This window comes from Paucilactobacillus salsurae (assembly GCF_054784995.1).
Genome location: NZ_BAAHWX010000003.1, coordinates 23330 through 49375, shown reverse-complemented (window position 1 = coordinate 49375; position 26046 = coordinate 23330). Strand labels below are relative to the sequence as shown.

General features: G+C 38.3%; 21 protein-coding genes and 1 other annotated feature. Of the genes, 10 read left to right on the top strand and 11 right to left on the bottom strand.

What is annotated here, in order from left to right:
• Positions 1–145: 145 nt before the first annotated feature.
• Positions 146–1534, top strand: a complete 1389-nt coding sequence (gene mnmE / locus ACYVQZ_RS03820; protein ID WP_461240075.1) for a tRNA uridine-5-carboxymethylaminomethyl(34) synthesis GTPase MnmE — start codon at positions 146–148, stop codon at positions 1532–1534.
• Positions 1535–1553: 19 nt separating this feature from the next.
• On the top strand, positions 1554–3482 hold the full coding sequence (gene mnmG / locus ACYVQZ_RS03815; RefSeq protein ID WP_461240074.1) for a tRNA uridine-5-carboxymethylaminomethyl(34) synthesis enzyme MnmG: 1929 nt from the start codon (positions 1554–1556) through the stop codon (positions 3480–3482).
• 94 nt (positions 3483–3576) lie between these two features.
• Here mnmG and ACYVQZ_RS03810 read toward each other — a convergent pair whose 3' ends face one another.
• Positions 3577–4827 carry a dicarboxylate/amino acid:cation symporter gene (locus ACYVQZ_RS03810; RefSeq protein WP_461240073.1) on the bottom strand — a complete coding sequence of 417 codons (1251 nt, stop codon included), beginning with the start codon at positions 4825–4827 and terminating at the stop codon, positions 3577–3579.
• A 148-nt stretch (positions 4828–4975) separates the two neighbouring features.
• The gene (locus tag ACYVQZ_RS03805; protein ID WP_461240072.1) at positions 4976–6463 is read right to left on the bottom strand and encodes a UDP-N-acetylmuramoyl-L-alanyl-D-glutamate--2,6-diaminopimelate ligase; all 1488 of its coding nucleotides are present in this window, start codon (positions 6461–6463) and stop codon (positions 4976–4978) included.
• Between the two features lie 242 nt (positions 6464–6705).
• Between ACYVQZ_RS03805 and murE the strand changes: the two genes are divergently transcribed.
• Genes murE through ACYVQZ_RS03790 form a run of 3 tightly spaced genes read left to right on the top strand, consistent with a single transcriptional unit; the run spans position 6706 to position 11399 of the window.
• A complete protein-coding gene (murE, locus tag ACYVQZ_RS03800; RefSeq protein WP_461240071.1) occupies positions 6706–8214 on the top strand; it encodes a UDP-N-acetylmuramyl-tripeptide synthetase in 1509 nt (502 codons plus the stop codon).
• A 40-nt stretch (positions 8215–8254) separates the two neighbouring features.
• Positions 8255–10153: an asparagine synthase (glutamine-hydrolyzing) gene (gene asnB, locus ACYVQZ_RS03795; protein ID WP_461240070.1), complete on the top strand. Its 1899-nt coding sequence runs from the start codon at positions 8255–8257 to the stop codon at positions 10151–10153.
• A 4-nt stretch (positions 10154–10157) separates the two neighbouring features.
• Positions 10158–11399: a carboxylate--amine ligase gene (locus tag ACYVQZ_RS03790; RefSeq protein WP_461240069.1), complete on the top strand. Its 1242-nt coding sequence runs from the start codon at positions 10158–10160 to the stop codon at positions 11397–11399.
• Between the two features lie 70 nt (positions 11400–11469).
• Here the strand turns inward: ACYVQZ_RS03790 and ACYVQZ_RS03785 are convergent, their stop codons facing one another.
• Together ACYVQZ_RS03785 and ACYVQZ_RS03780 are read right to left on the bottom strand one after the other, a co-directional pair.
• On the bottom strand, positions 11470–12375 hold the full coding sequence (locus tag ACYVQZ_RS03785; protein WP_461240068.1) for a YdcF family protein: 906 nt from the start codon (positions 12373–12375) through the stop codon (positions 11470–11472).
• A 199-nt stretch (positions 12376–12574) separates the two neighbouring features.
• Positions 12575–13291 (bottom strand): aspartate/glutamate racemase family protein, encoded by a 717-nt coding sequence (locus tag ACYVQZ_RS03780; RefSeq protein ID WP_461240067.1) that lies wholly within the window; start codon positions 13289–13291, stop codon positions 12575–12577.
• A gap of 147 nt (positions 13292–13438) precedes the next feature.
• Here ACYVQZ_RS03780 and lepB point away from each other — a divergent pair, with 147 nt between their 5' ends.
• A complete protein-coding gene (lepB, locus tag ACYVQZ_RS03775) occupies positions 13439–14047 on the top strand; it encodes a signal peptidase I (RefSeq protein WP_461240066.1) in 609 nt (202 codons plus the stop codon).
• Between the two features lie 103 nt (positions 14048–14150).
• Entirely contained in the window at positions 14151–15473 is a 1323-nt protein-coding gene (locus tag ACYVQZ_RS03770; protein ID WP_461240065.1) for a C1 family peptidase, read from the top strand.
• 55 nt (positions 15474–15528) lie between these two features.
• Here ACYVQZ_RS03770 and ACYVQZ_RS03765 read toward each other — a convergent pair whose 3' ends face one another.
• The 5 genes from ACYVQZ_RS03765 to ACYVQZ_RS03745 all read right to left on the bottom strand — a co-directional run bounded on the left by ACYVQZ_RS03765 (position 15529) and on the right by ACYVQZ_RS03745 (position 19059).
• On the bottom strand, positions 15529–16083 hold the full coding sequence (locus ACYVQZ_RS03765) for a hypothetical protein (RefSeq protein WP_461240064.1): 555 nt from the start codon (positions 16081–16083) through the stop codon (positions 15529–15531).
• Positions 16084–16267: 184 nt separating this feature from the next.
• Positions 16268–16684, bottom strand: coding sequence for a helix-turn-helix domain-containing protein (locus ACYVQZ_RS03760; protein ID WP_461240063.1), 417 nt, complete (start codon positions 16682–16684; stop codon positions 16268–16270).
• 171 nt (positions 16685–16855) lie between these two features.
• Positions 16856–17329, bottom strand: a complete 474-nt coding sequence (locus ACYVQZ_RS03755) for a YbaK/EbsC family protein (RefSeq protein ID WP_461240062.1) — start codon at positions 17327–17329, stop codon at positions 16856–16858.
• 25 nt (positions 17330–17354) lie between these two features.
• Positions 17355–18026, bottom strand: coding sequence for an MmcQ/YjbR family DNA-binding protein (locus tag ACYVQZ_RS03750; RefSeq protein WP_461240061.1), 672 nt, complete (start codon positions 18024–18026; stop codon positions 17355–17357).
• Between the two features lie 313 nt (positions 18027–18339).
• Positions 18340–19059 carry an SDR family oxidoreductase gene (locus ACYVQZ_RS03745; protein ID WP_461240060.1) on the bottom strand — a complete coding sequence of 240 codons (720 nt, stop codon included), beginning with the start codon at positions 19057–19059 and terminating at the stop codon, positions 18340–18342.
• 146 nt (positions 19060–19205) lie between these two features.
• Positions 19206–19446, top strand: a binding site (T-box leader).
• Between the two features lie 332 nt (positions 19447–19778).
• On the opposite strand from ACYVQZ_RS03745, the gene ACYVQZ_RS03740 reads away from it, so the two are divergent.
• The gene (locus ACYVQZ_RS03740; protein WP_461240059.1) at positions 19779–20528 is read left to right on the top strand and encodes a DNA/RNA non-specific endonuclease; all 750 of its coding nucleotides are present in this window, start codon (positions 19779–19781) and stop codon (positions 20526–20528) included.
• Between the two features lie 24 nt (positions 20529–20552).
• On the opposite strand, the gene bcaP is transcribed toward ACYVQZ_RS03740, so the two are convergent.
• Positions 20553–22001 carry a branched-chain amino acid transporter BcaP gene (gene bcaP, locus ACYVQZ_RS03735; RefSeq protein WP_461240058.1) on the bottom strand — a complete coding sequence of 483 codons (1449 nt, stop codon included), beginning with the start codon at positions 21999–22001 and terminating at the stop codon, positions 20553–20555.
• 121 nt (positions 22002–22122) lie between these two features.
• Between bcaP and ACYVQZ_RS03730 the strand changes: the two genes are divergently transcribed.
• Together ACYVQZ_RS03730 and cls are read left to right on the top strand one after the other, a co-directional pair.
• Positions 22123–23703, top strand: a complete 1581-nt coding sequence (locus tag ACYVQZ_RS03730) for a helix-turn-helix domain-containing protein (RefSeq protein WP_461240057.1) — start codon at positions 22123–22125, stop codon at positions 23701–23703.
• A gap of 232 nt (positions 23704–23935) precedes the next feature.
• Positions 23936–25390, top strand: a complete 1455-nt coding sequence (gene cls / locus ACYVQZ_RS03725; protein WP_461240056.1) for a cardiolipin synthase — start codon at positions 23936–23938, stop codon at positions 25388–25390.
• A 68-nt stretch (positions 25391–25458) separates the two neighbouring features.
• On the opposite strand, the gene ACYVQZ_RS03720 is transcribed toward cls, so the two are convergent.
• Entirely contained in the window at positions 25459–25980 is a 522-nt protein-coding gene (locus tag ACYVQZ_RS03720) for a QueT transporter family protein (RefSeq protein ID WP_461240055.1), read from the bottom strand.
• Between the last annotated feature and the right edge of the window lie 66 nt (positions 25981–26046).

Below are 26046 nucleotides of genomic sequence, written 5' to 3'. Positions count from 1 at the left end.
GTTGACATTTACAAAGGTTCATTTTAAAATGACTAGGATTTGAATAGATCGAGTAAAGTAGTGAAAGTGCTTTATTCCCGTTTTGACAATTGTCAGGCGCGGAGTGGCACTTTTTTTGTGGAAAAATATTGAGAGGAGCACAATCATGGCAGTAACAGAATTCGATACAATTGCCGCAATTTCAACGCCAGTGGGTGAGGGTGGTATTTCAATTGTTCGCATTAGTGGCGAGGACGCAATTGATGTGGCTAAAAAAGTTTTTCATGGCAAGGACCTTGCTAAAGTAGCCAGCCACACGATTAACTATGGTCACGTGATTGATCCACAGACCAATTCTGAAATTGATGAAGTCATGGTGTCCGTGATGCGAGCACCTAAAACGTATACACGAGAAGATATCATTGAAATTAATTGTCATGGTGGTTTAGTGGCGACTAATAAGATTTTACAATTGGTATTAAGTCATGGTGCTCGGCTGGCAGAACCAGGGGAATATACAAAACGGGCCTTTTTAAATGGGCGCATTGATTTATCTCAAGCTGAAGCAGTGATGGATTTAATCCGGGCTAAGACTGATAAATCGATGAAAGTTGCATTGAATCAATTAGACGGTAATTTATCGCGTTTAATCAAGCATTTACGCCAAGATATTCTCGAAGTGCTGGCGCAAGTTGAGGTTAACATTGATTATCCAGAATATGATGACGTTGAAACGATGACAACTAAGTTATTGCAAGAAAAGGCAACCGAGGTTAAGCAACGCATTGAAGAAGTTCTAAAAACCGCGCAACAAGGTAAAGTTTTACGTGATGGTATTGCAACTGCTATTATTGGTCGGCCGAACGTTGGTAAATCAAGCCTGTTAAATCGGTTATTAAATGAAGATAAGGCCATCGTGACTAATATTGCCGGTACTACTCGAGATGTGATTGAAGAGTACGTTAATGTCAATGGCGTGCCATTAAAGTTAATCGATACAGCCGGAATTCGCGAAACAGATGACCAAATTGAAAAAATTGGGGTCGAACGGAGTCGTCAAGCACTTGAAACCGCTGATTTAGTATTGCTTCTCTTAGATAGTTCACAACCATTAACGGATGAGGATTTAGCCTTAATTGAGGCTACTAAAGACATGCCGCGCATTGTGATTTTAAATAAGACTGATTTACCGAACCAGTTAAACGTTGACGTATTACATGAATACGTTGATCAAAATCAATTGATTGAAACGTCCATTGTTAATAACGCGGGGATGGATCAATTATCAACACGCATTAACCATTTATTCTTTAATGAAGGTATTGAAAGTAATCAAAATAGTGTCATGGTTACAAATGCACGGCACATTGGCCTGTTAAATCAAGCGAAAGATGCTTTAAATGATGTTCTAGCAGGAATCAAGGCTAACATGCCTGTTGACCTAGTCCAAATCGATATGACGCGCTGCTGGGACCTACTCGGCGAAATTACCGGTGATAGCTATCAGGACGAATTATTAGATCAATTGTTTAGTCAATTTTGTTTAGGAAAGTAATTAGTGAGGAGTTTGAGAAATGAATCAAGCATTACCATATCAAGGTTCTGATTATGACGTTATTGTCGTTGGCGCCGGTCATGCCGGTAGCGAAGCAGCCCTTGCTGCTGCACGAATGGGCAATAAAACGTTATTAGTTACCATTAGTTTAGACATGGTGGCCTTTATGCCATGTAATCCATCAATTGGCGGTCCAGCTAAAGGCATCGTTGTACGGGAAATCGATGCATTAGGTGGTCAAATGGGTAAAAATATTGATCAAACCTACGTACAGATGAGAATGTTAAATACAGGCAAAGGACCCGCTGTGCGGGCATTACGAGCACAGGCTGATAAGTATTCTTACCACGAACAAATGAAAAAGACACTGGAACAAGAACCTAATTTAACGCTGCGTCAAGCAACAGTTGATCAACTCTTAGTTGAAGATGGCAAATGTGTTGGGGTTGTTACCAATACAGGCGCACATTACAGCGCTAAAAGTGTCGTATTAACCGTCGGAACGGCGGCACGCGGCAAGATTATTATTGGTGAATTGCAATACGAATCTGGTCCCAATAACTCACAAACTGCCACAAAGTTGTCAGAGAATTTGGAAGAACTCGGCTTTGATTTGGAACGCTTTAAGACAGGAACACCGCCACGTGTGGATGGTACAACCATTAATTACGATGAAACAGAAGAACAACCGGGTGATGAAGAACCTAATCATTTTAGTTTTGAAACGCCCGATAGCAAGTATCTGCCACTATCAGAGCAGTTATCTTGTTGGTTAACGTATACCAACGAAGGTACGCATAGTTTGATTCGCGAAAACTTAGATCGTGCACCCATGTTTTCTGGAACCATTGAGGGTGTCGGACCACGTTATTGCCCTTCAATTGAAGATAAAATCGTGCGGTTTGCTGACAAGCCACGCCATCAATTGTTCTTGGAACCAGAAGGTCGCCGGACTGAAGAATGGTATGTCCAAGGCCTTTCAACGTCATTACCAGAAGAAATTCAACAACAAGTTGTTCATTCAATTAAGGGCCTCGAAAACGCAGAAATGATGCGTCCAGGCTATGCGATTGAATACGACGTCGTTGCCCCTTATCAATTACGACCAACATTAGAAACAAAACGAATCAAGAATTTGTACACCGCCGGCCAAACAAACGGCACATCTGGCTACGAAGAAGCAGCTGGACAAGGTTTGATTGCTGGTATCAATGCTGGGTTGCGTGCTTTAGATCGCGGCCAATTTACGTTGAAGCGTTCAGATGCCTACATTGGTGTGATGATTGATGATCTTGTCACCAAGGGAACCAAGGAACCCTATCGTCTGTTGACGAGTCGAGCCGAATATCGTTTGATTTTAAGACATGATAATGCTGATTTACGTTTAACTCAGAAGGGTTACGAATTGGGATTGATTGATGAAGATCGTTATCAAGCCTTTTTAACTAAAAAAGCTAAAATTGAAGCTGAAGAGCAACGTTTAGATAGTATTCGTATCAAGCCATCTGCAGAAATTAATGCGTTTGTTGAAAAACGGGGTGAGAAGCCATTAAAAGATGGTGTGATCGCCAGTGAGTTTTTGCGTCGTCCCGAAGTGACTTACGCTGATTTATTGCAGTTTATTCCTGCCCCCGAACACGAACTGGATCATCGCATTATTGAACAAATCGAGATACAAGTGAAGTATGCCGGTTATATCAAAAAAGCTGAGCAAAAAGTGGATCGTTTAAAGAAGATGGAAGCAAAGAAAATTCCAGAGCGAATTGATTACGACGCCATCGACGGTCTGGCAACTGAAGCTCATCAAAAATTAAAGAAAATTCAACCAGAAACAATTGCCCAAGCATCAAGAATTAGTGGGGTTAATCCTGCTGACATTGCCATTTTGAGTGTTTACATTCAACAAGGGCGGATTGCTAAGGTTGGTAGTGCAGAAGAAGCTGGGTAGTTCATTTTAGAGCTGATTTAGATTAATTTGCCATAACAAAAAAGAGAACTTTGACGATATTGGTCAAAGTTCTCTTTTGTTAACAATTAAAGCACTATTTGGCTGATAAATAATTTTTCAACCAATCTTTTCCTTCAACAAAGCGGGCAACCAACATGCCGGCACTCGTATTACTTGAAGAGTTTAATAATGTTGCAGGAATATCAATAATTTCACTAATAATTAAAATCAATGGCAAGGCGGCCATTGGGAAACCGAAGACAGTAATAATCACTGTTTCAGCCACGAAACCACCACCAGGAATGGCACTCATGACCACGCCAACTAAGAAGCCGACACAAATAATGAGGAAGGCATTTTCAGGGGTGGTGATATTACGGCCAAATAAGACGAATAAGAACGTGGCTTTCAAGATACCACCAACAACTGAGCCATCCTTATGCGTGTTAGCACCCAGAGGAATCACTGTTTCGGCGATATCATCTGTAACACCCATGCGTTTTGTGTATTGTAAGTTTACGGGGATGGTTGCGGCAGATGAACTTGTGGCAATTGCTGTAATGGCAGGACCACTAATGTTTTTCCAGAAAATCTTAAACCCTTGTTTGCCGCCAGCGACCAGAGCATAGCCACTCATGACCACGAAGAAGTAGAAAGCAGAAAAACCGATATAGACAAGTAATGTCCGTAGATAGGTTCCCACCATCTCTGATCCAAGGCTACCAATCACAGTTGCGAAAAAACAGCCCAATCCAACTGGGGCATAGTACATAATATATTTAACGATCGTCATTGTGACCACATTGGCAGAAGAAAGGACTTTAGCAAACGGACGACCAATTTCACCAGCTGTTGATGTGGCAATTCCGGTTAAAATTGACACGACAATTAAAGGTAGCATATGATCTTTTGATAAAATTTTGTCAAAGTCATCAACCGTAAAAGTGTTCACTAATTGTTGAAGACCAGAAATGTGACTGCTAGCGCCTTTAACGTTACCCATGAGATGTTTGACACTAGCCATGTCGACATTATTAATTGGTCGGAAAATAACTACGGCAACATAGCCTAAAATTGCAGCAACTAACGAAGTTGCTAAAAAGACAATCAAGGTGGTAACTAAAATTTTGCCTAATCGTTTCATTTCTGTCATGTTGGCAATTGCTGAGGAGATACTGAAGAAAACTAAAGGAATTAAAATCATATACATGAGATTTAAAAAAAGATCACCAAATGGTTTGACCACGTTTACTTTTGTACCCCAAAGCGCACCAGCTAAACCACCTAAGATCAATCCGCAGAACAGAAATATTGTGCCGCGGTAATTTTTCCAAAACTTAATCATTCTCCAGTCTCCTAACTATTTATCTATATCAAAAAATGAGAAAAACATTAAAGATATTGCATTAAAGGATAATCGATAATGATTCATTCGTCAATAAGGATCTGTCAGTACTCATCAATTAAAAGACTGTTGAATTAAAACTATTATCTCATCTTTTTTTAAGAAAATTATTAATAATTTCGATATCACTGAAATGGTGTTTAGTTGTACCAATAATTTGGTAATCTTCGTGACCTTTACCGGCTACCAGAACAACATCCCCTTTTTGAGCCTGAGTTAAGGCGGATTCAATTGCTGTTTTTCGATCCACAATACTTTCATAATCGGCTTGCTTGGGGAGTGTTTTGGTAAGATCTTCAATAATGGTTTGTGGATTTTCGGTTCGGGGATTGTCTGAGGTGAAGATCACGTTTGTTGCATTAGCAAGTGCAATTTCACCCATTATGTGCCGCTTATTATTATCACGATTACCGCCTGCACCGACAACACAAAAGACACGATGATGGTGTAGTGTATCTATAGTTTTTAAAACTTGTTTAAGTCCATCTGGCGTATGAGCATAGTCAACAATTGCTGTTATGCCACTATCATTGCTAATGCTTTGAAAACGACCAGTGACTGAAGTTGCTTTTGTTAGTGAAGAAATTATTTCCTGGGGTTGCAGATGGTATGCAATACCAACACCAAATGCTGCTAAGACGTTGTAGACATTAAATTTACCGACTAGTTTAGTTTTCACATGGTATTCTTGATGGTCAAATATAATATCAAAGTCTGTATGATTAGGATTCATTTTAATATTTTTGGCATTTAATAAAGCACTTGGATTATCAATTGCGTAAGTAATGGTATAGGCAGAGGTTTTATTTAGTAATCGGCGACCATATGAGTCATCAATATTAATAACTGCCGTTTTGGGCCATCCATTGCTAGTATAGTTATTTCCTAACTGAGAAAATAGAAGAGATTTAGCATCAAAGTAGTTTTCCATTGTTTTATGATAATCTAAATGATCTTCTGTTAAATTTGTGAATACGGCCACATCAAAATCGGTTCCCCAGGTTCGACCTTGCTCCAAACCAATTGAAGAAACTTCCATGGCGCAAGCTTGATACTGCTGTTCTTTTAACAAAGCTAGTGAGGATTGAATAGTGCCGACGTCAGGAGTTGTATTAATGCTTTTCACATTTTTGTTACCTAATTCATTACCAATTGTACCGATCAGGCCTGTGGCAACGTGGTGGTCAGTTAAAATAGTTTTTACAAGATTAGTGACTGTCGTTTTTCCATTTGTACCTGTAACACCAACCATAAAAAGATCTTTACTAGGATTTCCAAAAAAACAAGTAACCAGTTGTGCGAATGTCTTCTTGGAATTTGTGACGCGAATTATTGGTACAATATACTTTTCTTTAACAGGTTGATCAACTATCAGAACAATGGCACCTTTTTTAACGGCTTCATCAAGATGCTGATGGCCATCAAAAGTAAAACCTTTGATGGCGACAAAACAACTGCCAGGAATGATTTTACGAATGTCACTTGTCACATTTTGAATTTTTTGGTTATGGCGCGTAAGTTCATTTGCCAAAGTCGGTTTCATCGGAATAAGATTTGTTAATTGACTAAAGTACATATTCATTCACCCTTTCATATAAGGTAATGAAGTAACTCTAGTATGAGAATGTGAATTAAATATGGAATAAACTATGAAAATATAGTGTCATTTTATTAAGTAATATTAAAGTTTGGTGGGAACATGGTAATTTTTTTCAATAATCTGACTAACTTTACCTATTTGTGTAGGACAGTCATAAGTTTGGTGATAGAATATTAATGAATTGCAACGAACTTAAACTATTTGGAGGGACAATTAAAATGTCTTTTTCGATCTATGACATTGAAAAAATATTGAAACAGTATGATTTACTAAAAGAATTCCAAGTAGCTGATAAATGGTATTACGATTACAGTGCAAAATTTGCTGATGTTTCAATTGATGACTTAGAATATAATTCTCAAAAAGTTGAACAGCAGAAAGAGACCTTATTTTTTTGTAAGGGAATTAATTTCAAAGATGTTTATTTAGAACAAGCCATTAAAAAAGGTGTGAGATTTTACGTTTCACAAAAAACAGTGGATACAGTTGATGAAGAGGTTGTTGGCATTATCGTGACTGATGTACAAATTGCAATGGCTGTGTTAGCAAGTGCTTTTTATGGACATCCTGAACAGCAGTTAACAATACTAGGTATCACTGGAACAAAAGGGAAAACAACTACCGCTTATTTCGCAAAGAATATTTTAGACCAGGTCACCGATCAAAAGGTGGCGTTGCTCTCAACGGTGGATACCACCTTAGATGGAAAAAACTATTTTAAATCTCAACTATCAACGCCAGAATCATTAGAGCTTTTCAAGATGATGAGGCAGGCACTAGATAACCATATGACACATCTTGTGATGGAAGCGTCATCTCAAGCTTTTAAAAAACATCGTGTTTATGGCGTGCCATTTGAAGTTGGCGTGTTTTTGAATATTTCTCCTGACCATATCAGCGCAATTGAACATCCTAGCTTCGATGACTATCTTTTCTGCAAACGGCAGATCATCGATCATGCAAAGAAGATGGTAATCAATCATGATTCAAAATATTTTTCTTTTTTGAGTGCGGTATGTCAACAAAAAGAAGTGCCAGTCATTTCTTATGGTCGACAAGAAAATGCCGACGTTGTGCTGCAGCATGTTAAACGTTATGCATTTAATATTGATCAAGAATCACAGCAAACGGCATTTGATACCAAGCTAGATGGTGATTTCAATGAAGAAGATGCGGCAGCGGCAGTTACAGCATGTTTGCAGTTAGGTGCATCCATTAGTCAGTGTGTTGCGGGAATCAAACAAACAACAGTGCCAGGACGTATGGAAGAATTTACCCGGACAGATGGTGTACAAATTTATGTGGATTATGCTCATAATTTTGACAGTTTGAATCGCCTATTGAAAACAGTACGTGAAGAACATCCGAATGGCCAAGTAGTCGTTGTAACAGGAAGTACCGGCAAAAAAGGCTTAAATCGGAGATTTGGATTAGGTAAGGCAATTTCTAACTACGCAGATGTTGCTGTTTTGACAACTGACGATGCAGATACGGAAAAACCAGCAGCTATTGCACATGACATTGCTGGAGCTATCGAAAATCCAAATGTTCGTATTAGTTTTATTGAAGACCGTGAGCAAGCAATCAAAGAGGCTCTGAAAATGGTTAATCATCCATTGGATGCGGTTGTGATTGCAGGCAAGGGTGAAGACCAATCACAAAAGTTAAACGGCAAGTTATATCCGTACAAGGGTGACGCGACTGTCGTTGAAGAGACAATTAATTAGGAAATTAAATACTAGGTATAAATGAAGGGGAAATAGTTATATGTGTGGTTTTGTAGGATGCATTAATCATTCAGATTTGGATGATAATATAATTGTTAAAATGGCGAATCGAATTAAACACCGAGGACCAGATGATGAGGCGTATTTCAAAGATGATAATGTGTTAATGGGTTTTAGGCGATTATCGATCATTGATTTGGCACATGGCAAACAGCCAATGGCTAATGATGAACAAACGACTGTCTTAACCTTTAATGGAGAGATTTATAATTTTAAAGAAGTCCGAAAAGATTTAGAAGACCTTGGTTATGTTTTCAGAACTAACGTTGATTCTGAGGTTTTATTGCATGGTTATGATGCCTGGCATGAAAAATTGTTAGAGCACGTTAGAGGGATGTTTGCGTTTGCAATTTATGACCGAAGCGAACAAAAAATATTTGCGGCACGTGATCATTTCGGCATGAAGCCATTTTATTATTATGACGATGGTCAAACGTTTATGTATGGTTCTGAAATTAAAGCATTTTTGGACAATCCTAAATTTAAAAAAGAATTTAATTTGAAATTATTGCCATATCACATGAGCTTTGAATTCATTCCAGGACGAGAGACCTTATTTAAACATGTCTATAAGTTGCTTCCTGGTGAATACATGTTTTATGACATCAAAACTAAAAATTTAACTCATGAACGGTATTATCAATTTAAATATGAAATCAATTCGCAGGAAACGCCGGAAGAAGCAAGTGAGACAATCAAAAATTTGGTACACGAATCTGTAGATGCACATATGATCGCGGATGTGGAAGTTGGTAGTTTTCTTTCAAGTGGTGTGGATTCCAGCTATGTATTAAATGAGGCCAGTAAAATTAAAGATATCCAGTCATTTTCACTAGGATTTGATAATTCAAAATATAGTGAACTAGATTGGTCAACGAAGTTTGCTAAAACGATTCATCAAAAAAATACACAAATTAAAATTACTGAAGATGACTATTTTAGTAGTATTCCTAAGGTGATGTATTACATGGATGAACCACTTTCCAATCCGTCTGCTATCCAACTTTATTTTCTTACTAAAGCAACCAGCAGACACGTCAAAGTAGCCTTATCGGGTGAAGGAGCTGACGAATTTTTTGGTGGTTATAATACGTATCTTGAGGGAGATACCTTCCATAAATATCAAAAAATGGTGCCTGGATTTATTAGAAGTGCTCTGGCGGCATTAGTAAAACCACTGCCACGTTTTCATGGTCGAAAATTTTTGCTTCGAGGAGCGCAACCAATTAGTGAACGGTATTACCGTGTTAACTATGTCTATAACGAAGATGAACGAAAAAAACTATTTAATGATCCTAATATGGTTGTTGATAGTGGCAAAATGACCAAATACTTGTTTGATAACGTGAAGGATCTGGATGAAAAAACGCAAATGGAGTATTTCGATATTAATACCTGGTTGCCATATGATATTCTGCATAAGGCAGACCGCATGAGTATGGCCAATTCATTAGAGGTTCGGATGCCACTGGTTGATAAAGAAGTAGCTAAGTTTGCCCATACCTTGCCAGTTAATACACGCTTTAATGGCACTGAAACTAAGTATGCCTTTCGTCAAGCTGCGCAAGAAAGCCTGCCAAAAGAAGTGGCCGAAAAAGAAAAAATGGGCTTTCCATCTCCATTAGCAAACTGGATGAAAGAAGATAAATACTACGATATTTTGAAAACAACTTTCACTAGTGCGACAGCCAAAAAATTCTTTAATGCTGATTATCTGATGGAAGTATTAGATAAACATCGCGCCGGTCAATCGAGCATGCAAAAGTTATTCAGTATTTATACCTTTATTATTTGGTATGCGGTGTATTTTCCTGAGGATGTTGAAGAGAATTTATTAGAAAAAATTACAATCCCAGAAACAGAATTTGTTAAGGAGTGATACAATGACGCAACAATTTGTTCCCATTATTTTAGGTAGTGACTTTAATGCATATGGCATGGCCAGAGCATTGCATGAAAAATATGGTGTTAAGTCACAGTGTTATGCAATGGCAGAATTAGCACCAACAAGATTTTCTGCAATTCTTGAAACGCATTTTGTGGATAATTTTCAAGACCCTGCTATTTTTGCCCCCACACTGCTTAAAATTGCCGAACCATATGAAGAAAAAGGGATTGCGTTGCTACTAATTAGCTGTGGTGATGATTATACAGAGCTGGTTTCTAAAAATTATGACGCATTGTCTGAACACTTTATATGTCCATATGCCAATTATGATATGGTAGCTGAATTAACTGATAAGGAAAGCTTTTATCAGGTTTGTGAAAGAGTGGGAATGCCATATCCCAAAACAGAAATTGTCAATCGAGACTCCGACTATCACAACTTCAAATCTCCATTTGGCTACCCGGTGGCGTTGAAAGCGGCCGATGCAGTAGAGTGGCACAAAGGGAATTTTGAAGGCTACGAAAAGGCTTATATCATTGATGACGAAGCTCGTCTTAAGACAGTGTTAACGCAAATCTATGATACTAGTCCGTACCAAGGAGACATGATTTTACAAGACTACATTCCAGGTGACGATAGTAATATGAGAACAATCAACGTCTATGTTGACCAGTATCATAAAGTTAAGATGATGTGTTTGGGACACCCACTATTGGAAGATCCGGCCCCAACAGCAGTCGGTAACTATGTTGCAATTATGCCGGAATATAATCAGGAAATTTATGATAATATTCAAAACTTTTTAGAAAAAGTCGGATTTACAGGATTTGTCAATTTTGATTTAAAGTTTGATTCGCGTGATCAAACTTATAAAGTTTTTGATTTGAATCCTCGACAAGGACGAAGTAGTTTCTTTGTGACACTGAATGGCTATAATTTAGCTTCGTACCCAGTTGAAGATTACATCACCCAAACGTTAAAAGATCAACCAACGATCTATGCCAATAAAGATTCGGAAAAATACCAACTTTGGCTAGGCGTTGGTAAAGCAACATTTAAGAAGTACGCAAAAAATAATGAGGCGAAACAAGAAGCAGTTAAATTAATTAATGAAAAAAGATATGGTACTACATTTCATTATGCAGCTGATTGGAATCTCAAACGCCTCGTAATGGAAAAATACATCGATCATAATTATGCAAAATCGTTTGTGAAAAACTTTAAAGAAAAAGTTTAAGAAAAAAGGGTCATCAGTATTATACTGATGATCCTTTTGATATCTCAAAAAGCTAAAATATAGTTAGATACTATTGTCCAACAAAATAAGTTTCCAGAATACTTAGTGATACTGAAACAATTAATAAAAGGCAGATCGCCACAAAATGCCATTTTTTTTGACGGACAAAAATCGCAATATATTCGCGAATAACGGCGTTGGGTAAGAAAAATTTAGCTGTTCTTGCGCCAATACCATCTGCAGCTAAACCTACTTGTTTTGCGAACAAACTCGCTCGAAAGGTATGGTAATTATTTGTGACAAAAATGACATTTGGGCTAGCAATTTTTGATTGATCAATTAATCGTTTTGAAAATTGCATATTTTCTAGTGTTGTTTTGGATTTAGTCTCAGCAACCCCGAACACTGGAGAAAGTCCCTGATGAAGCGCGTATTGCAGCATTGCTTGTCCTTCGGGAAGTGTCTCATCAGCGCCTTGTCCCCCTGAAAAGATGATTGTTGCCGGTTTTCCGTTTTTTTGTAATTGCTTTTGTTGAAATTGAAGTGCGCGATTAATGCGGGCCTGTAAAAGAGGAGGCACTTCGCTACCATTTAACAATCCACTCCCTAACACGATAATAAAATCTTGATTAAATTTTGGTCGGTTGAATTGGTAAATAACTAGCATTGTTAGATAATTGTAAAACCAAAACAGAACATAAAAGATAAGCAGGTAAGAAAATGAATTTATCCAAATAAAAAGAGATTTTGGTAGATAATTTGCAAAGAGGTTGCTAATGATGGGTATCAAAAGTACGGCAAGGCCTAAGACTAATGTCAGCATATTTGCGAGTGAGTGACTTTCTTTGTGCCAAACAATCCAAGCATTCCAGAGTAGGAGAAGCGATTGTAATAAGTAGAATGCAAGAATGATGATAAATAAAATAATGAGAAGTGCAAATAAGCTAAAAATCAGTATTTTATTATTACTTTGCAAAATAGAAAAGGCAATGGCAGTAAGTGTACTAAATAAAAATAAATTGAAAAAAATACCATTAATTAAGCGCCTTTTTTCCTGGTGATAGCTCATCATAAAGATGAATCCAAACACAAGAGCGAGCCCCCAGGAACTGATTGTTAAAAGTTGCGGGATCATTATCTAATTGAATCCTTTCTCTAAATACGTCAATAAAAAACTAATTAAGCCTTTGACGTAGTTGTAATGCACGAGTGATAGAATGTTGCACTAAAATTGCTTGGGCATCTATGATGGGAAAATCATGGTTAGGTGCCTGTTCTTGTGCAAGTGACAATTCAGTGCATCCCAAAACTACAATGTCGCAGTGCATATCTTCAACCATTTTATGCAGAAGTGTATGATATTTTTGTGGATTTACATGACCGTTTTGTTTAATGTCCGTAAAAATTAGATCCTCAGTATCTGCAATAATTGTTTCACTGGGCGTGACCAACACGTAACCATGATCTTCGATGAGTTGATTATACAGACCGATCTTAATTGTACCAGGGGTTCCTAAAACACCAACACGTTTAGCAGCTGGTTTCAGATGGCTAATTTCTTCAATTGCCAGTTTGGGCATATGTAGGATTGGTATTTCAGTAGCTTGTTGCAAAACGTCATAAAAATAATGAGCTGAGTTACAAGCTAGCACAAAAAAAGCCGGGTGCAATTGACTTTGTTGTTCAATATCCTCCAGCAATGCTGGTAAAGGATCGATGGTGTTATGATCTAAAATATAAGCGGAACGGTCTGGAACAGTGGCATGATTAACTACGAGATAATTTAAATAATCTTGATCTTTAGTAGTTGGTGTTAATTCGTTTAATAAGCGGACATAACTTTCTGTGGCAAGAGAACCCATGCCACCCAGAACAGTAAAAAATTGTTGCATTGATAAACGTTCCTTTCCGGCTAATGATATGAACATCATACCAAAAAAGATGAAGATTCGTTAATGAAAAATATAATTGTTTGAATATCAAAGTACTTGTATTACAATTGAATCAATTATATTAGGAAAAGAAATTGGAGTGGACTTATGAAAGCATTGAAAGAAATCATGAGTTGGATTGTACCAATTGCTTTAGGTTTGTTAGTGGCGTTACTTGTCAAAACATTCGTATTTCAATTAGTACGTGTTGATGGACCATCCATGCAACCCAACCTTGAAAATAACGAACGGGTTTTTGTGTATAAACAATCAACGATCCATCGCGGCAGTGTGGTGGTTTTTGACGCTTTTGGTGTTGATCCTGGCGCTACACAAAAGAAAACAGACTACGTCAAGCGTGTAATTGCCTTGCCAGGAGATACAGTATCTTCAAAAAACGGCAATCTCTATGTCAATGGCAAGAAAGTTAAGCAAAACTATATTTCGGGTACTGAACGAAGCACAGGAACCGGTAATTGGACGATGCAAAGTGTGTCACTACAAAATCAGTGGCAAAAAAATGCCGGTGCTAAGAAAGTGCCAAGTGGCGAATACTTTGTGCTTGGAGATCACCGGAGTGTTTCTAATGATGGTCGTTATTGGGGCTTTGTTCCGAAGAAGAAAATTCTGGGCGTTGTCAAAGTACCATTCTGGAATCGCGACAAAACAAAACGCAATAATGTTAATACAGAATGGAAGAGTTATTTCGAGAACTAAATTAAATCAAATTAAAGCATTTACCAGTAAGGTAAATGCTTTTTGTTAACCTGTATTTCCTGCTAGAATAGAAATAATGATTTAACTGATATGGAGGGCAAACATGAATTTTAACCAAGAAATTACACCAGAATTAATTAATCAATTTCAAGCAGACTATGATAAGCGAACAGACGCTGCTGTCATTAGTCGTGCCGTGATGAAAAATGGGATTAATGCTAGCAGTGAAGATCAAACAGCGAGTCAACGACTCAATCGGGTCTTTTCACTGGAAGTCAAAACAGGGAAGGTCACCAATCAAAAACACAGTGGGCGTTGCTGGTTGTTTGCGACCTTAAATACATTACGTCATGAATTTGCCCAAAAACACAATGTTGCCGATTTTGAATTGTCGCAAAATTATTTGTTCTTTTGGGATCGTGTCGAGCGCGCCAATACTTTTTTGCAGAACATTTTAAATACGGCTGATCGTCCCGTGGATGATCGCGAGGTTGAATTTTATTTAAGCATGGCTGGCACAGACGGTGGGCAATGGCAGATGGCTGCCAGTCTTGTGCAAAAGTATGGGGTTGTGCCATCTTACGCCATGCCTGAAACTTATAACACCAATGACACAACAGAAATTGACCACGTCATGAATTTATTACTGCGCAAGGATGCTATGCAATTACGTGAAATGGTTCAAAATGGCGCGCAAGATGCTGAAATAATGGCAATTAAAGAATACATGGTCAGTGAAATTTATCAATTAGCTGTTTATGCGTTTGGCCAACCCATACAAACCTTTGATCTTGAATATCAAGATGACGATCAGAAGGCACATCGTGTTGGTGATTTAACCCCACAACAATTCTATCAAGATTATTTTGAGATGAATCTCAGTGATTATGTGGTGGTAACGAATGCACCGGATCACGATTACAATCAATTGTATTCACTGCCTAGTCAAGATAATGTGGCGGGCGGATTGCCAATTCAATTTTTGAACGTTGAAATGGATGTCTTGAAGCAGACAACTCTTTCCCAATTACAAGATGGACAGACGGTCTGGTTTGGGAATGATGTCTTGCAGCAAATGGATCGAAAACGAGGTTTATTAGACTCAAAACTCTTTGATCAAGGTAGTTTGTTGGGTGTAGATTTAACTATGACAAAAGCGCAACGTCTAGAGTATCGACAGGCAGAAGTGACTCACTCCATGACCATTACTGGAGTCAATCTAGTTGACGGCGAACCTAACCGTTGGAAGATTGAGAACAGCTGGGGTGAGGCGAATGGTGAAAAAGGCTATTTTGTGATGAGTAATGATTGGTTTGATGATTTTACTTATGAGGTTGTTGTGAATAAGAAGTATTTGAGTGATCAATTACAGCAGGTTAGTGAATCGAAACCTACGGTATTGCCTGCTTGGGATTCTTTGGCGTGAGAATTATAAAAAAGAACGGTTTTAACTTTATTTAGTTAAAACCGTTCTTTTTTAGTTAATTGGATCCAGATGCATTTGGTTGAGGTGCTTGGGCACCGTTACCACTTGATGTAGTTCCTTGACTACCAGTACTTGGTGCTTTTTGATCTTCACTGGTTTTATTGTTAGCATTGTTGGTATCTTGATTTTGATTGTCATTCGGATTCTGTGTAGCGGTATTATTATTCCCACCAGTGTCCGGATTTGTCTGGGCTGTGTTGGCATTTGTACTATACTGTGACTGATAGTCAGTATCATCTTCATCAGAAGAACTACTAGACTTCTTATGCTTATGACTAGAAGAACTGGAAGAAACAGTCGTATCATTGTCATTAGTATCCACAGGATCGTGCTGTTTAACCGCAAAAATAATAATCATGACCACTAACAAGGCAAGTAAAGAAAAGATCACAATTCGTAATTTACGGCGTTTTTTTGGCTGTTTAGGGCCCTTTTTGCCGGGTTTTGGTGCTTGCTTATTCTCATTACGTTTAAATAACTTACTTTTTTTCTTCGGTTTTGGTTGATCATAGCGCGCCATTCGCGTATTTGGTTCAGGTTTGTTGTTCAAAAAAATCACCTCAAAATGAGTTTTACATCTTTGATTGTAGTCGTTTGACCACCGAAATTTAAATAATTACACCTTTGGTAGTATACACTGAAATGCGTTTTTACAAAAGTTTACCGGATTTATATGAGAGAAATTTAAGAAATAATCAATAAAGCGGTTCTCAAAAAAGAGAATCGCTTTAGCTTTACCATTTATGAAAAAATAATGCTGAAATCATTCCAATTAATGCAAAGATAATCCACCAGTAGCGAGCCAACCACTCCCAACCATTGTTAATTGGTTTGTACTGCCATTCACGCCAACGGTGATTTTGATGCCAGTCCTTATCAGCTTCGTCTTGTTCTAACAGTTTCGAAAACAGTTGGTTGGCTTTCATACTCTGTTTGGGTGTAATGCCGAGGACCAATTCATCTAAGCTAACATCTAGGATTTCAGCTAGTTGAACCAAGTTATTCATATCGGGAACTGAATCTCCATTTTCCCACTTTGAAATGGATTGTCGTGTTAAATAAAGTTTTTGTGCTAATTCTTCTTGAGATAAGTGCCGTTCTTTTCGCAAATTGACTAACTGCTGCGAAAATTTGGTTTCGTAATTTGTCATGATGAAATCTCCTTTATCGTTGTTAGTCTCATTAAAGCGAGTTGACCAGTTGCATGCTAGCACTTGTTGCTCAATTGAACGTTGCATTTGCGCAACTGAGAGTTGCAAATACTGATATAACAGCATTCATATGCATTCACTATTTTGTTTTGATGGGAACGAATATAGTGATTACTCTTGCCAATCTTTACCGACATCAACCCATTTTTGGGGATGTGAAGCAGTTTCTAATTCTGCTAAGGATAATTTAACGACACTATGAGCGTCACCTGCTGCTGGATAAACCGTTTCAAACCGTTTCAGGGAATTATCTAAATAAACGGGAACACCGTCATTTAAGGCAAATGGACAAACGCCACCTGGTTTATGGCCGATATATTTTTCAACTTGATCTGCAGAAATCATTTTTGGTTTTTTGATAAATTCTTGTTTAAATTTGCGATTGTCAACACGCGCATCGCCGGCGAAAACTACCAACAACGGATTATCGTTAACTAGAAATGACATACTTTTTGCAATATGTTCGGGCTCACACCCGATTGCGGCAGCGGCATCTTCAACGGTGGCGCTGGAAGAATCTAACACTTTGATACGGTCCTCGAGACCTAATTCTTTAAGGTAAGTTTGTACTTTTGTAAATGACATTTGATCAGCTTCTTTCTTTTAAAATTTAGGTGGCTAGTGAAAAACTTGCTGCGACTCTTTTCATCACTTTTTCATCTGATAGTGAGTCATCTAAAATAATCGAGTACCAATGTTTTTTATTCATGTGATAACCAGGGTAAAAATGTGGGGTTGTTAGTAAGTCTGGAAGTTCAGCAACTGGTGCCCGAAGATCAATAATCTCAACTTGTTGATCTTTTTCAAGTCCTAATTTAGTTGTAGAGGTTGTCAGAATGGCACCGAACCACTTATGAGTATCGGCACGGCGGTAAACCGCGTTATTTGGGAACTTTTTCCATAAAAATTCTAATTCGACTTGATAAGTCGAATTAATTTGGTCAATTAATCGCTTTGTTTGAGGTGCTTTAAAAATCGCGGCATCGAAGCAGTGATTCACAATATCAGTTAAAACTTCATGAAGCTCAGAACGAACGTTGTTTATAAAATCACCCGAAGCACCTTCAACTGTATGTAAAACGTAGGGATCTTTAGAAACTGGGTCTGTGAGCTGAACAGAGATAGCATTTTTTGCATCAATGGTGATATCAACTTTAAAATTACTAGTTGGTAAAGTTGTCTGGTATTGATAGTTTTTGTTTGTAAGTTTAAAGCCATAATTAATGAGTGCCTTGTTATTAGGCAATTTATTTTTAAATAGAGATTGGTCGAAAGAATTCATAATACACCAGCTTTTTAAAATAATGATTGCCATTAATATACGCGAAAACATAGAAGTTGTACAGTTGTGGTTTCACAAGTACCAAACACAAAAAAATCGCTTAGCTTGGGTGGGCTAAGCGATTTTTTTAAGGAGTGAGTTCATCATAAGCCGTTTGTAGTTGCAGCTTACTTTTCATAACTTGGAGGAGTATATGAAAGAGGTTTGTTAGGTATGATTTTATAATAACCATAAGTTGTGAAGAAAATATGACGAAAGTAAGCTAAATTTAGTACTTTGTTAATAAGAACGATTAGTATTTATTAATAATTTATTAACGAAGTGTCGATCCACCATCGACAGTAATTGTTTGACCAGTAATGAAGGTGCAATCCATCAAGAAAAGATAGGTTTTGGCAACTTCCGTAGGAGATGAAAGTCGTTGTAGTGGACTGGCAGCTGCCTGTTGTTTTTTTAGCGCGGTAAGTTGATCTTGATCAACATCTCGCCATAATTTTGTTGGTGTCCAAGTGGGGGCAACAGAGTTTACGCGTAACCTAGGTGCCAGTTCTAAAGCTAGCCCTTGAACCAAGCCATTAATAGCTTGATTACCAATTATGGCACCCGCGGCCTGGTCATAGCGGCGACCAGCTCCACTAGTGAGGATTAAACTGCCATTATCAGCCAGATGGGCTGGGGCACTTTTAGCGAGATATAAGTCTAAGTAAAATTTCGTTTCAATGGCCGTTTTGATTGCCTCATTGGTATTATCTAGAAAGCCACCACCCATGGCACCACCAAGCATTGAAATAATATGATCAAATTTTTCTTGATCAGCAAAAAAGTGAGTAATTGAGTATTCATCGTGAGCATCGAGACATGTTCCGGCCACAGTACCAAACTGACTTAAAGTTGTCACTGCTTGGGTCAAAGTCTCCTGATGACGGCCAGTGATGGTTACATTAGCCTTCTGTTGTAAGCTTTGTCTGGCAATTTCAAAACCAAACCCTGACGTTCCACCGATAATTAAAATTTTTTGTTGTGAAATTGACATTGATTGGCGACTTCCTTTAAGTAATAAATAAGATGCATTTATCATAAACATTTTAAAAATAGTTTTCTAGTAAAATTTAAAAAAGATGTTGACATTATCACAAAATGAGATTAAGATGGCAACATAATTAAATTTGGATGAGAAAATTAAACACGTTGAGAGGAAACAGTAGGTTTCATAATTTAGTCAGAGAGTTCCAGTGTGGTGAGATGGAATCGTAATTATGAAAGTGAACATCGTCCTTGAGTGATTGCTTGAACGACTGTCCGTCTAGTAAAACAAATTGGGTGCACCCATTACAGTGCCAGCGTATGTTTGTACGCGTTAAGACTAATTCAGCGATGAATTAGTAAATTTAGGTGGTAACACGGTCACTCCGTCCTATCAATAACTTAGCGATAAGTTATGATAGGGCGTTTTTTTATCCAAATAAATCAAAAAAGAGGTGGTGGCGATGAAATCGGACATTTCTGACATTAGTCAGATTAATAGTTTAAACAAGTGGGCAATAACCAAACACATAGCATCAATTTCTCACCACACACATATAGGAAAACACATAGTTTTAATGAAGTAAGATTTCAACACATAGTTCCAACATACCAAGTAGCACATAGACATCATTAAGCCAATCCAACTCTTTAGTCAGGAGTTGGATTTTTTGATTGCGCTGAAGTTTGCTACAATATAATGAGCATTAATCTGGGAGGAACAATTTAATGGCAAGACGTAGACGGCGCAGACAAAAGATTTCAGTGATTTCGGTAATTGCTTCACTCATCATTGTCGCGGGCGGATTGTACACCCAATTTGATCACGATAATGACCAAGGACAGCGAACAACGCAAACCACACGAACAAAAGAATCGGTGTCTGAAGCACAGCTGGCAAAACTAGATTATAAAGGTCTGCAGATTATCCAGGTGCACCATAATAAGCCAACATTTTCAAAACAAGATTTAAGCGTCGCTCACGGTAGCTGGCAATCGTATCATGATTTAGATTCTCAAAATCGGGTTGGGACTGCAAATGCAATGCTGGGTCGTGACTTAATGCCCACGCAAAAACGTGATCCATTATATGTAGACCCAACTGGTTGGCATAATAAACAAGTCACAGTTGATGGGGAAACGCTGTGGATTTACAATCGGAGCCACTTATTGGGATACCAATTAACTGGGCAAAATAATAATCCAAAGAATTTAATGACTGGCACGCAGAGTCTTAATTCACCGGGAATGGAAGTATATGAGAACCAAATTGCTGATTATATTCGCGATACCAATCATCATGTGCGTTATGAAGTGCAACCGGTCTTTCGTGATCATGAACTGTTGGCCCGTGGCGTGCATATGATGGCACAATCAGTAGAAACGCCAAAGATTAGCTTTAATATTTATATTTTTAATGTACAAAAAGGCGTGACACTTAACTACAATGATGGGACAAGTCGAATAGAGCAAAAATGATCTAGCAAAAGCTAGATCATTTTTTTAACGTTTCGTATCAATTTCTTTTTTGACAACGTAGGCATCTTTAGTCAATTCTTCGATACCAACTTTAGAATGTTTAGCGGAGTAACTGAAGTAAATTACCATACCAATGGCAAGCCAAACCACAAAACGAATCCACGTTAGCGGCTTTAAATTAGCAATTAAAAACAAACAACTTAAAATGGCCATAATGGGAACAAACGGCACCCATGGTGTTTTAAAAGCTCGTTTGACGTCTGGTTTGGTTTTTCGCAAACGCATCACTGAGTATGAGACTAAAACAAAAGCAGTTAGCGTACCGATGTTAACCAGTTCAGCAAGTTCAGCCAGAGGAATAAAGCCACCAATAATGGCGGCAATGCTACCAAATAACCAGGTGGCAATCATTGGTGTGCCCGTTTTTTCATTAACTTTACTGAAAATAGGTGGCATCAAGCCGTCACGTGACATGGAGAACGTAATCCGTGTTTGTCCATATAACATGACTAACATGACGGTACTCATTCCGAGGATGGCTCCCAGATCAACAATCCCCGCCATCCAGTTTTGTCCCGATAATTTGAGCACTGCTGAAACAGGACGATCAATGAAGTTTGCAAATAAAGGATAATGAACAACACCTGTCATAATTGCTGTGACAACAACATATAAAATGGTACAGATACCAAGTGATAGAAGCATTGCTCGTGGAATTGTTTTCGAAGGATTAATTGTTTCTTCGGCGGACGATGAAATGGCATCAAACCCAATAAAGGCAAAGAAAACAGTTGAAGCGGCAGTAAAGACCCCATGAAAGCCAAAAGGCATCATTGGTGACCAATTGCTAGGTTTGACGTATTTGACGGCAACCGCAATGAACAACAGTACGACTGCAATTTTGACGATCACCATCACATTATTTACTCGCTTGGTTTCCTTCACGCCAATCGAAATTAGACCGGTGATGACAATAATAATGGCAAATGCTGGTAGATTAAAGTAAGAGATACCACCGTTTGGTAAAGAGCCCGGGGCGGCAGTGAGGACCTTTGGCAAATTAAGACCGAAACCAGCTAGTAGGGACTGAAAGTAACCTGACCAACCAGCCGACACGGTTGATACAGTTAGTAAATATTCAAGCATCAGATCCCAACCGATAATAAAAGCAATAATTTCACCGAGCGTTGTGTAGGAATAGGTATAGGCAGAACCAGCCACAGGCACAAGTGAAGAAAATTCGGCATAACATAACGAGGCGAATAAGCATGCCATCGCAGCAATGACAAATGAAAACATGAGTCCGGGGCCGGCTGTGAGTGCACCAGTACCGGTCAGTACAAAAATTCCCGTTCCAATAATGGCGCCGATGCCAAGCATCGTTAAATCAAATGTCGTAAGTTCTTTTTTCAGTGGGCTAGTGTAACTACTCGTAATCATCGTGGTGAGATCTTTTTTTCTTAAGAGATCCATTCAAGTGCCCTCCTTTTCAAGTGGTCGCTTTTAGTGTATTCTATAATCAAAATTTAATCATTATGCAAAACGACAAAAAAGATAGAATTCATATGCATTATGCACATTGAAAGGGTAAAAAATGACAATTGAAGAATTATTAAGCGAACCAGATTTGGCTGGCATGACAATTTTAGCAGGTCAAGTCGGGGCGAGTCGCACCATTGAAACAGTCCAAACAATTGAAACTCAAATCATTGGTCGTTATCATCAACCAGCGATGCTGTACATTTTGGATAATCAAAACTTAATTCAGAGCAGTCATCAATTGCAGCTACTGTTGCACCAATTGGCGGATACAAATGCGGCTGGTTTGGCAATTATGCCCAATCAAATGCAATACATGACGCAAACGGTTCAGCGGTTAGCTCAGCAATTGGCACTACCCATTATTGTGATGCCTCAAATGCCTTCATTTAGTGATGGTATGCAACTTTTTTTTGAGGCAATGATCAACTATCATACATTGCAGTTACGCCAAGTCATTCAAAATAATCAACGGTTGGCTGATTTAGTGCTCGATACACATGATGTAAATCGCGTTTTAGAACTTGGTGCTCAAATTATGGGTACACCAATTATTTTGTTAGACAGTCATTTTAAGGCAATCTTTACATCTCGCGCACTGATTAATCAGCAGGATCTTTTAACGAGCTTCTTCAGGAATAGTGGTATCAATTATTTTCAACTAGAAGAAGAAATGACGGTTGATGCAGACGATTATTCATTTACGTTGTTTCCCCTATTTCCGGCTTATAAAGAAAATAAAGCGTTTGTGGGAATTCAAAATTATGATGATCAAAATGAATACGTTGTCATTTTACGACAGTTGATTATGAATACAATGAGTTTTGTTAATAGCCGCATTGATATGGTCAATGAAAGTAATTTTCGCAATCGTTCAGGCTTCTTTTTAAGTGTCCTAGATGGGGGCATATCGCAAGATTTGCTTGAGCATCGTTTGTCAGACATGAGTATTGCACCGACAACTAAATTTGTGTGTGCAATTACCGACGTCGTCACCGATGATCCTAACAGAATGGTTCACTATCAGTTATTAGATCAAGTACAACAACTAGTGATGTGGTTTATTAATGAATTTACCGCGCAAACAGTGCAAGTATTTTCTTGGCACCAGCAACTAGTGTTGCTAATTGATGAAACTGAAAACGCCCAGCATGTTGTTTCAGCTTTGCAACAATTTATCCAAGAAAAAATCCCAACAACGTTTCGCTTCGTTGTTGGGTATAGTCAAAGTTATGAGTTATTAGGCAATTTAAAACAAATTTTTCAAGAGGCGCAGGAAGCTAATCGGACAAGCCTGCAAGACCCGCAGCACAGCGTGTCCCGCTACCAGCCCAAGCTGGTGAATGAATTAGTTTCATTGATTCCAAGTGATGAAGCGCAAACTTTTTATCATGCCCAGCTGGATGCACTACTAAATTATGAACACCAGGACGAAGCACAAGAGCTGTTAGAAACACTGAAACGTTATTTTTATTTTGGTCAACAAGTTTCGCAGACTGCTAAAAGCATGTTTTTGCACCGTAATACCGTTTTGTATCGTCTCAAAAAGGCGCAAGTCATTTTGGATGTGGATCTCAATGATCCACAGGTCGCTCAAAATCTTCAATTTGCCTTGTTGCTTAACGTCGCTGATTAAAGTAAAAGGCTAGTGCAATCAATATTAAGAGAATAATCAGAGCTAAACCCGGATTTTCGCGAAATAAAACACGAAATGCGTGAATTTGGCCCAGAAGCAAATTGGGAGTCGTTAACATATAATCACCTTAATTTTTTATTTTTCATTATACAACACTCTCAAACGAACTTGTTTCTAAATCAAATGAAGTCTTGTATGATGGAATCAAATGAGGATTTAAAAGGGGAAACTAATGCTGAGTTGGGAATTGGTTAAAACAATTATTTATTGGATTATTATCATCAATGCGGTGATTGCGTTTTTTACTGTTTTTAGAGAAAAACGCGATATTGCTGCAACATGGGCATGGTTATTAGTGCTCGTCTTTATTCCTGTCGGTGGGTTTATTGCCTACGCATTTTTAGGCCGTAAACTACCACACAAACGATTAGCAAAAATTCAAAATGAGCAGCGTTTGGAATTAAGTGAAGCACTGACCGCACAGAAAAAAGAACTTAGTCAGATGCATACAGATGCTGATGATATTACTTCTGCGGCCAAGGGGATGGTGACACTCTTTCAAAATGCCGATCATGCGTTTTTAACGCGCCAAAATCGCATCAAAATTTTTACAGAAGGTAACGCCTTATTTCATGACATGCTTGAAGATATCGAAGCTGCAACCGCTAGTGTGCACATTGAGTTTTATACTTTTTACAATGACAAAATTGGCAACGAGATTTTGCATTTATTGGAACGCAAAGCAAAATCTGGTGTGGAAGTTCGTGTGATCTACGATTCTTGGGGATCAATGGGAACCAAGCGTAGTTTCTTTAATACGCTGCGTGAAAATGGCGGACATGCTGAACCATTCTTGGGGACTCATTCTAATTTTATGGATTTTCGGTTGAACTTCCGTGATCACCGTAAGATTGTGGTCGTTGATGGTCGCATTGGTTACGTAGGTGGTTTTAATATTGGTGATCAATATTTAGGCCGCTCAGAGAAATTTGGTCACTGGCGCGATACACACTTAAGAATTGTCGGCGGTGGTGTTTTTTCACTGCAACAACGCTTTATTCGTGACTGGAATGCAACTATTTCACGCAATAAAATCACCAATTATCGTCAATATTTTCCCATCAATCATGTTAAGGGTGAAACGAGTTTACAGATTGTGGCGAGTGGCCCGGATAATGATATGGAAAAAATTAAGCTTGGGTATTTGAAACTCATCAACTCTGCGCGTCATAATTTATGGATTCAGTCACCTTATTTAATTCCCGATGACAGTGTGCTGGATGCATTGCGTGTCGCGGCTTTATCAGGCGTAGATGTCCGCATTATGGTCCCCAATATGCCTGATCATGCGTTTGTGTATCGCGCAACGCAGTATTATGCCAAACAGCTGGCCCATGAAGGCATAAAAATTTATTTCTACACGAATGGCTTTATTCACGCTAAAACAATGGTCGTCGATGGTAAAATGGCCTCGGTTGGTTCAGCGAATATGGACTTTCGTAGTTTTAAGTTAAATTTCGAAATTAATACGTTCATTTATGATCCGAAAGTGACGAATGATTTGGAGAAAATCTTTGAAGCTGATATGAAACAAAGTATTGAAATGACAACGCAAAAGTTCAGCGAACAATCGTTGTGGTTACGGTTTAAACAGACATTTTCACGTTTATTATCACCAATTTTATAATCAATAAAGAAGGACGAAGCTATTATTAGCTTCGTCCTTGTTATATCTTGTTGTTTACGATGATGATCTTAAAGTTTTGATAGATCTAATTTTTGATTAATCAGATAAACCAAAATGGCACCAACACTCATTGATAAAAGTTCACCGACGCCAGTCGATAACCAAGCTGCCCAAAAAGTAGGCCAAAAGGCATGATTACCAACGATTGCTAGTTCAAGAGCAATCATCCACATCATGAAAGTTGTGACTAAGATGGCAATCACCATTTTCACGGCGAGATTAGAAACGTGCTTAGTCAAGAATCGAACAAGTGCAAGCATGACAAATGTTTGGAAACTACCCCAAACAATATCAATCACGCCCAGTGGAGATGCAATATTAGCAATGGCAACGCCCAGCGTAACGGCAATCACATATCGTTTGTTAAATAATGCCAGATGATTAAATGTTTCTGACAAACGCAGTTGATATGCGCCGAAGCTAAAGGGTGCCAAGACTATCGTAACAACGACATAGAGTGCAGCAACAACCGCAACTTTTGCTAGATCAGCAACGTTTTGGATGCCAAAAAAATGAGTCTTAGAATTCATGTTAATAAATTCCTTCCTTTGCTGTATTTAGTTTTTTAACGCCATAATAGAATACCGCTTTATATC

Coding starts and splice junctions, on each gene's coding strand:
- asnB (WP_461240070.1), top strand. CDS start 8,255: ATGTGTGGTTTTGTAGGATGCATTAATCATTCAGATTTGGATGATAAT.
- bcaP (WP_461240058.1), bottom strand. CDS start 22,001: ATGGATCTCTTAAGAAAAAAAGATCTCACCACGATGATTACGAGTAGT.
- ACYVQZ_RS03790 (WP_461240069.1), top strand. CDS start 10,158: ATGACGCAACAATTTGTTCCCATTATTTTAGGTAGTGACTTTAATGCA.
- murE (WP_461240071.1), top strand. CDS start 6,706: ATGTCTTTTTCGATCTATGACATTGAAAAAATATTGAAACAGTATGAT.
- ACYVQZ_RS03745 (WP_461240060.1), bottom strand. CDS start 19,059: ATGTCAATTTCACAACAAAAAATTTTAATTATCGGTGGAACGTCAGGG.
- ACYVQZ_RS03750 (WP_461240061.1), bottom strand. CDS start 18,026: ATGAATTCTTTCGACCAATCTCTATTTAAAAATAAATTGCCTAATAAC.
- ACYVQZ_RS03810 (WP_461240073.1), bottom strand. CDS start 4,827: ATGATTAAGTTTTGGAAAAATTACCGCGGCACAATATTTCTGTTCTGC.
- ACYVQZ_RS03760 (WP_461240063.1), bottom strand. CDS start 16,684: ATGACAAATTACGAAACCAAATTTTCGCAGCAGTTAGTCAATTTGCGA.
- ACYVQZ_RS03755 (WP_461240062.1), bottom strand. CDS start 17,329: ATGTCATTTACAAAAGTACAAACTTACCTTAAAGAATTAGGTCTCGAG.
- lepB (WP_461240066.1), top strand. CDS start 13,439: ATGAAAGCATTGAAAGAAATCATGAGTTGGATTGTACCAATTGCTTTA.
- ACYVQZ_RS03780 (WP_461240067.1), bottom strand. CDS start 13,291: ATGCAACAATTTTTTACTGTTCTGGGTGGCATGGGTTCTCTTGCCACA.
- ACYVQZ_RS03740 (WP_461240059.1), top strand. CDS start 19,779: ATGGCAAGACGTAGACGGCGCAGACAAAAGATTTCAGTGATTTCGGTA.
- mnmG (WP_461240074.1), top strand. CDS start 1,554: ATGAATCAAGCATTACCATATCAAGGTTCTGATTATGACGTTATTGTC.
- cls (WP_461240056.1), top strand. CDS start 23,936: ATGCTGAGTTGGGAATTGGTTAAAACAATTATTTATTGGATTATTATC.
- ACYVQZ_RS03730 (WP_461240057.1), top strand. CDS start 22,123: ATGACAATTGAAGAATTATTAAGCGAACCAGATTTGGCTGGCATGACA.
- ACYVQZ_RS03770 (WP_461240065.1), top strand. CDS start 14,151: ATGAATTTTAACCAAGAAATTACACCAGAATTAATTAATCAATTTCAA.
- mnmE (WP_461240075.1), top strand. CDS start 146: ATGGCAGTAACAGAATTCGATACAATTGCCGCAATTTCAACGCCAGTG.
- ACYVQZ_RS03805 (WP_461240072.1), bottom strand. CDS start 6,463: ATGTACTTTAGTCAATTAACAAATCTTATTCCGATGAAACCGACTTTG.
- ACYVQZ_RS03720 (WP_461240055.1), bottom strand. CDS start 25,980: ATGAATTCTAAGACTCATTTTTTTGGCATCCAAAACGTTGCTGATCTA.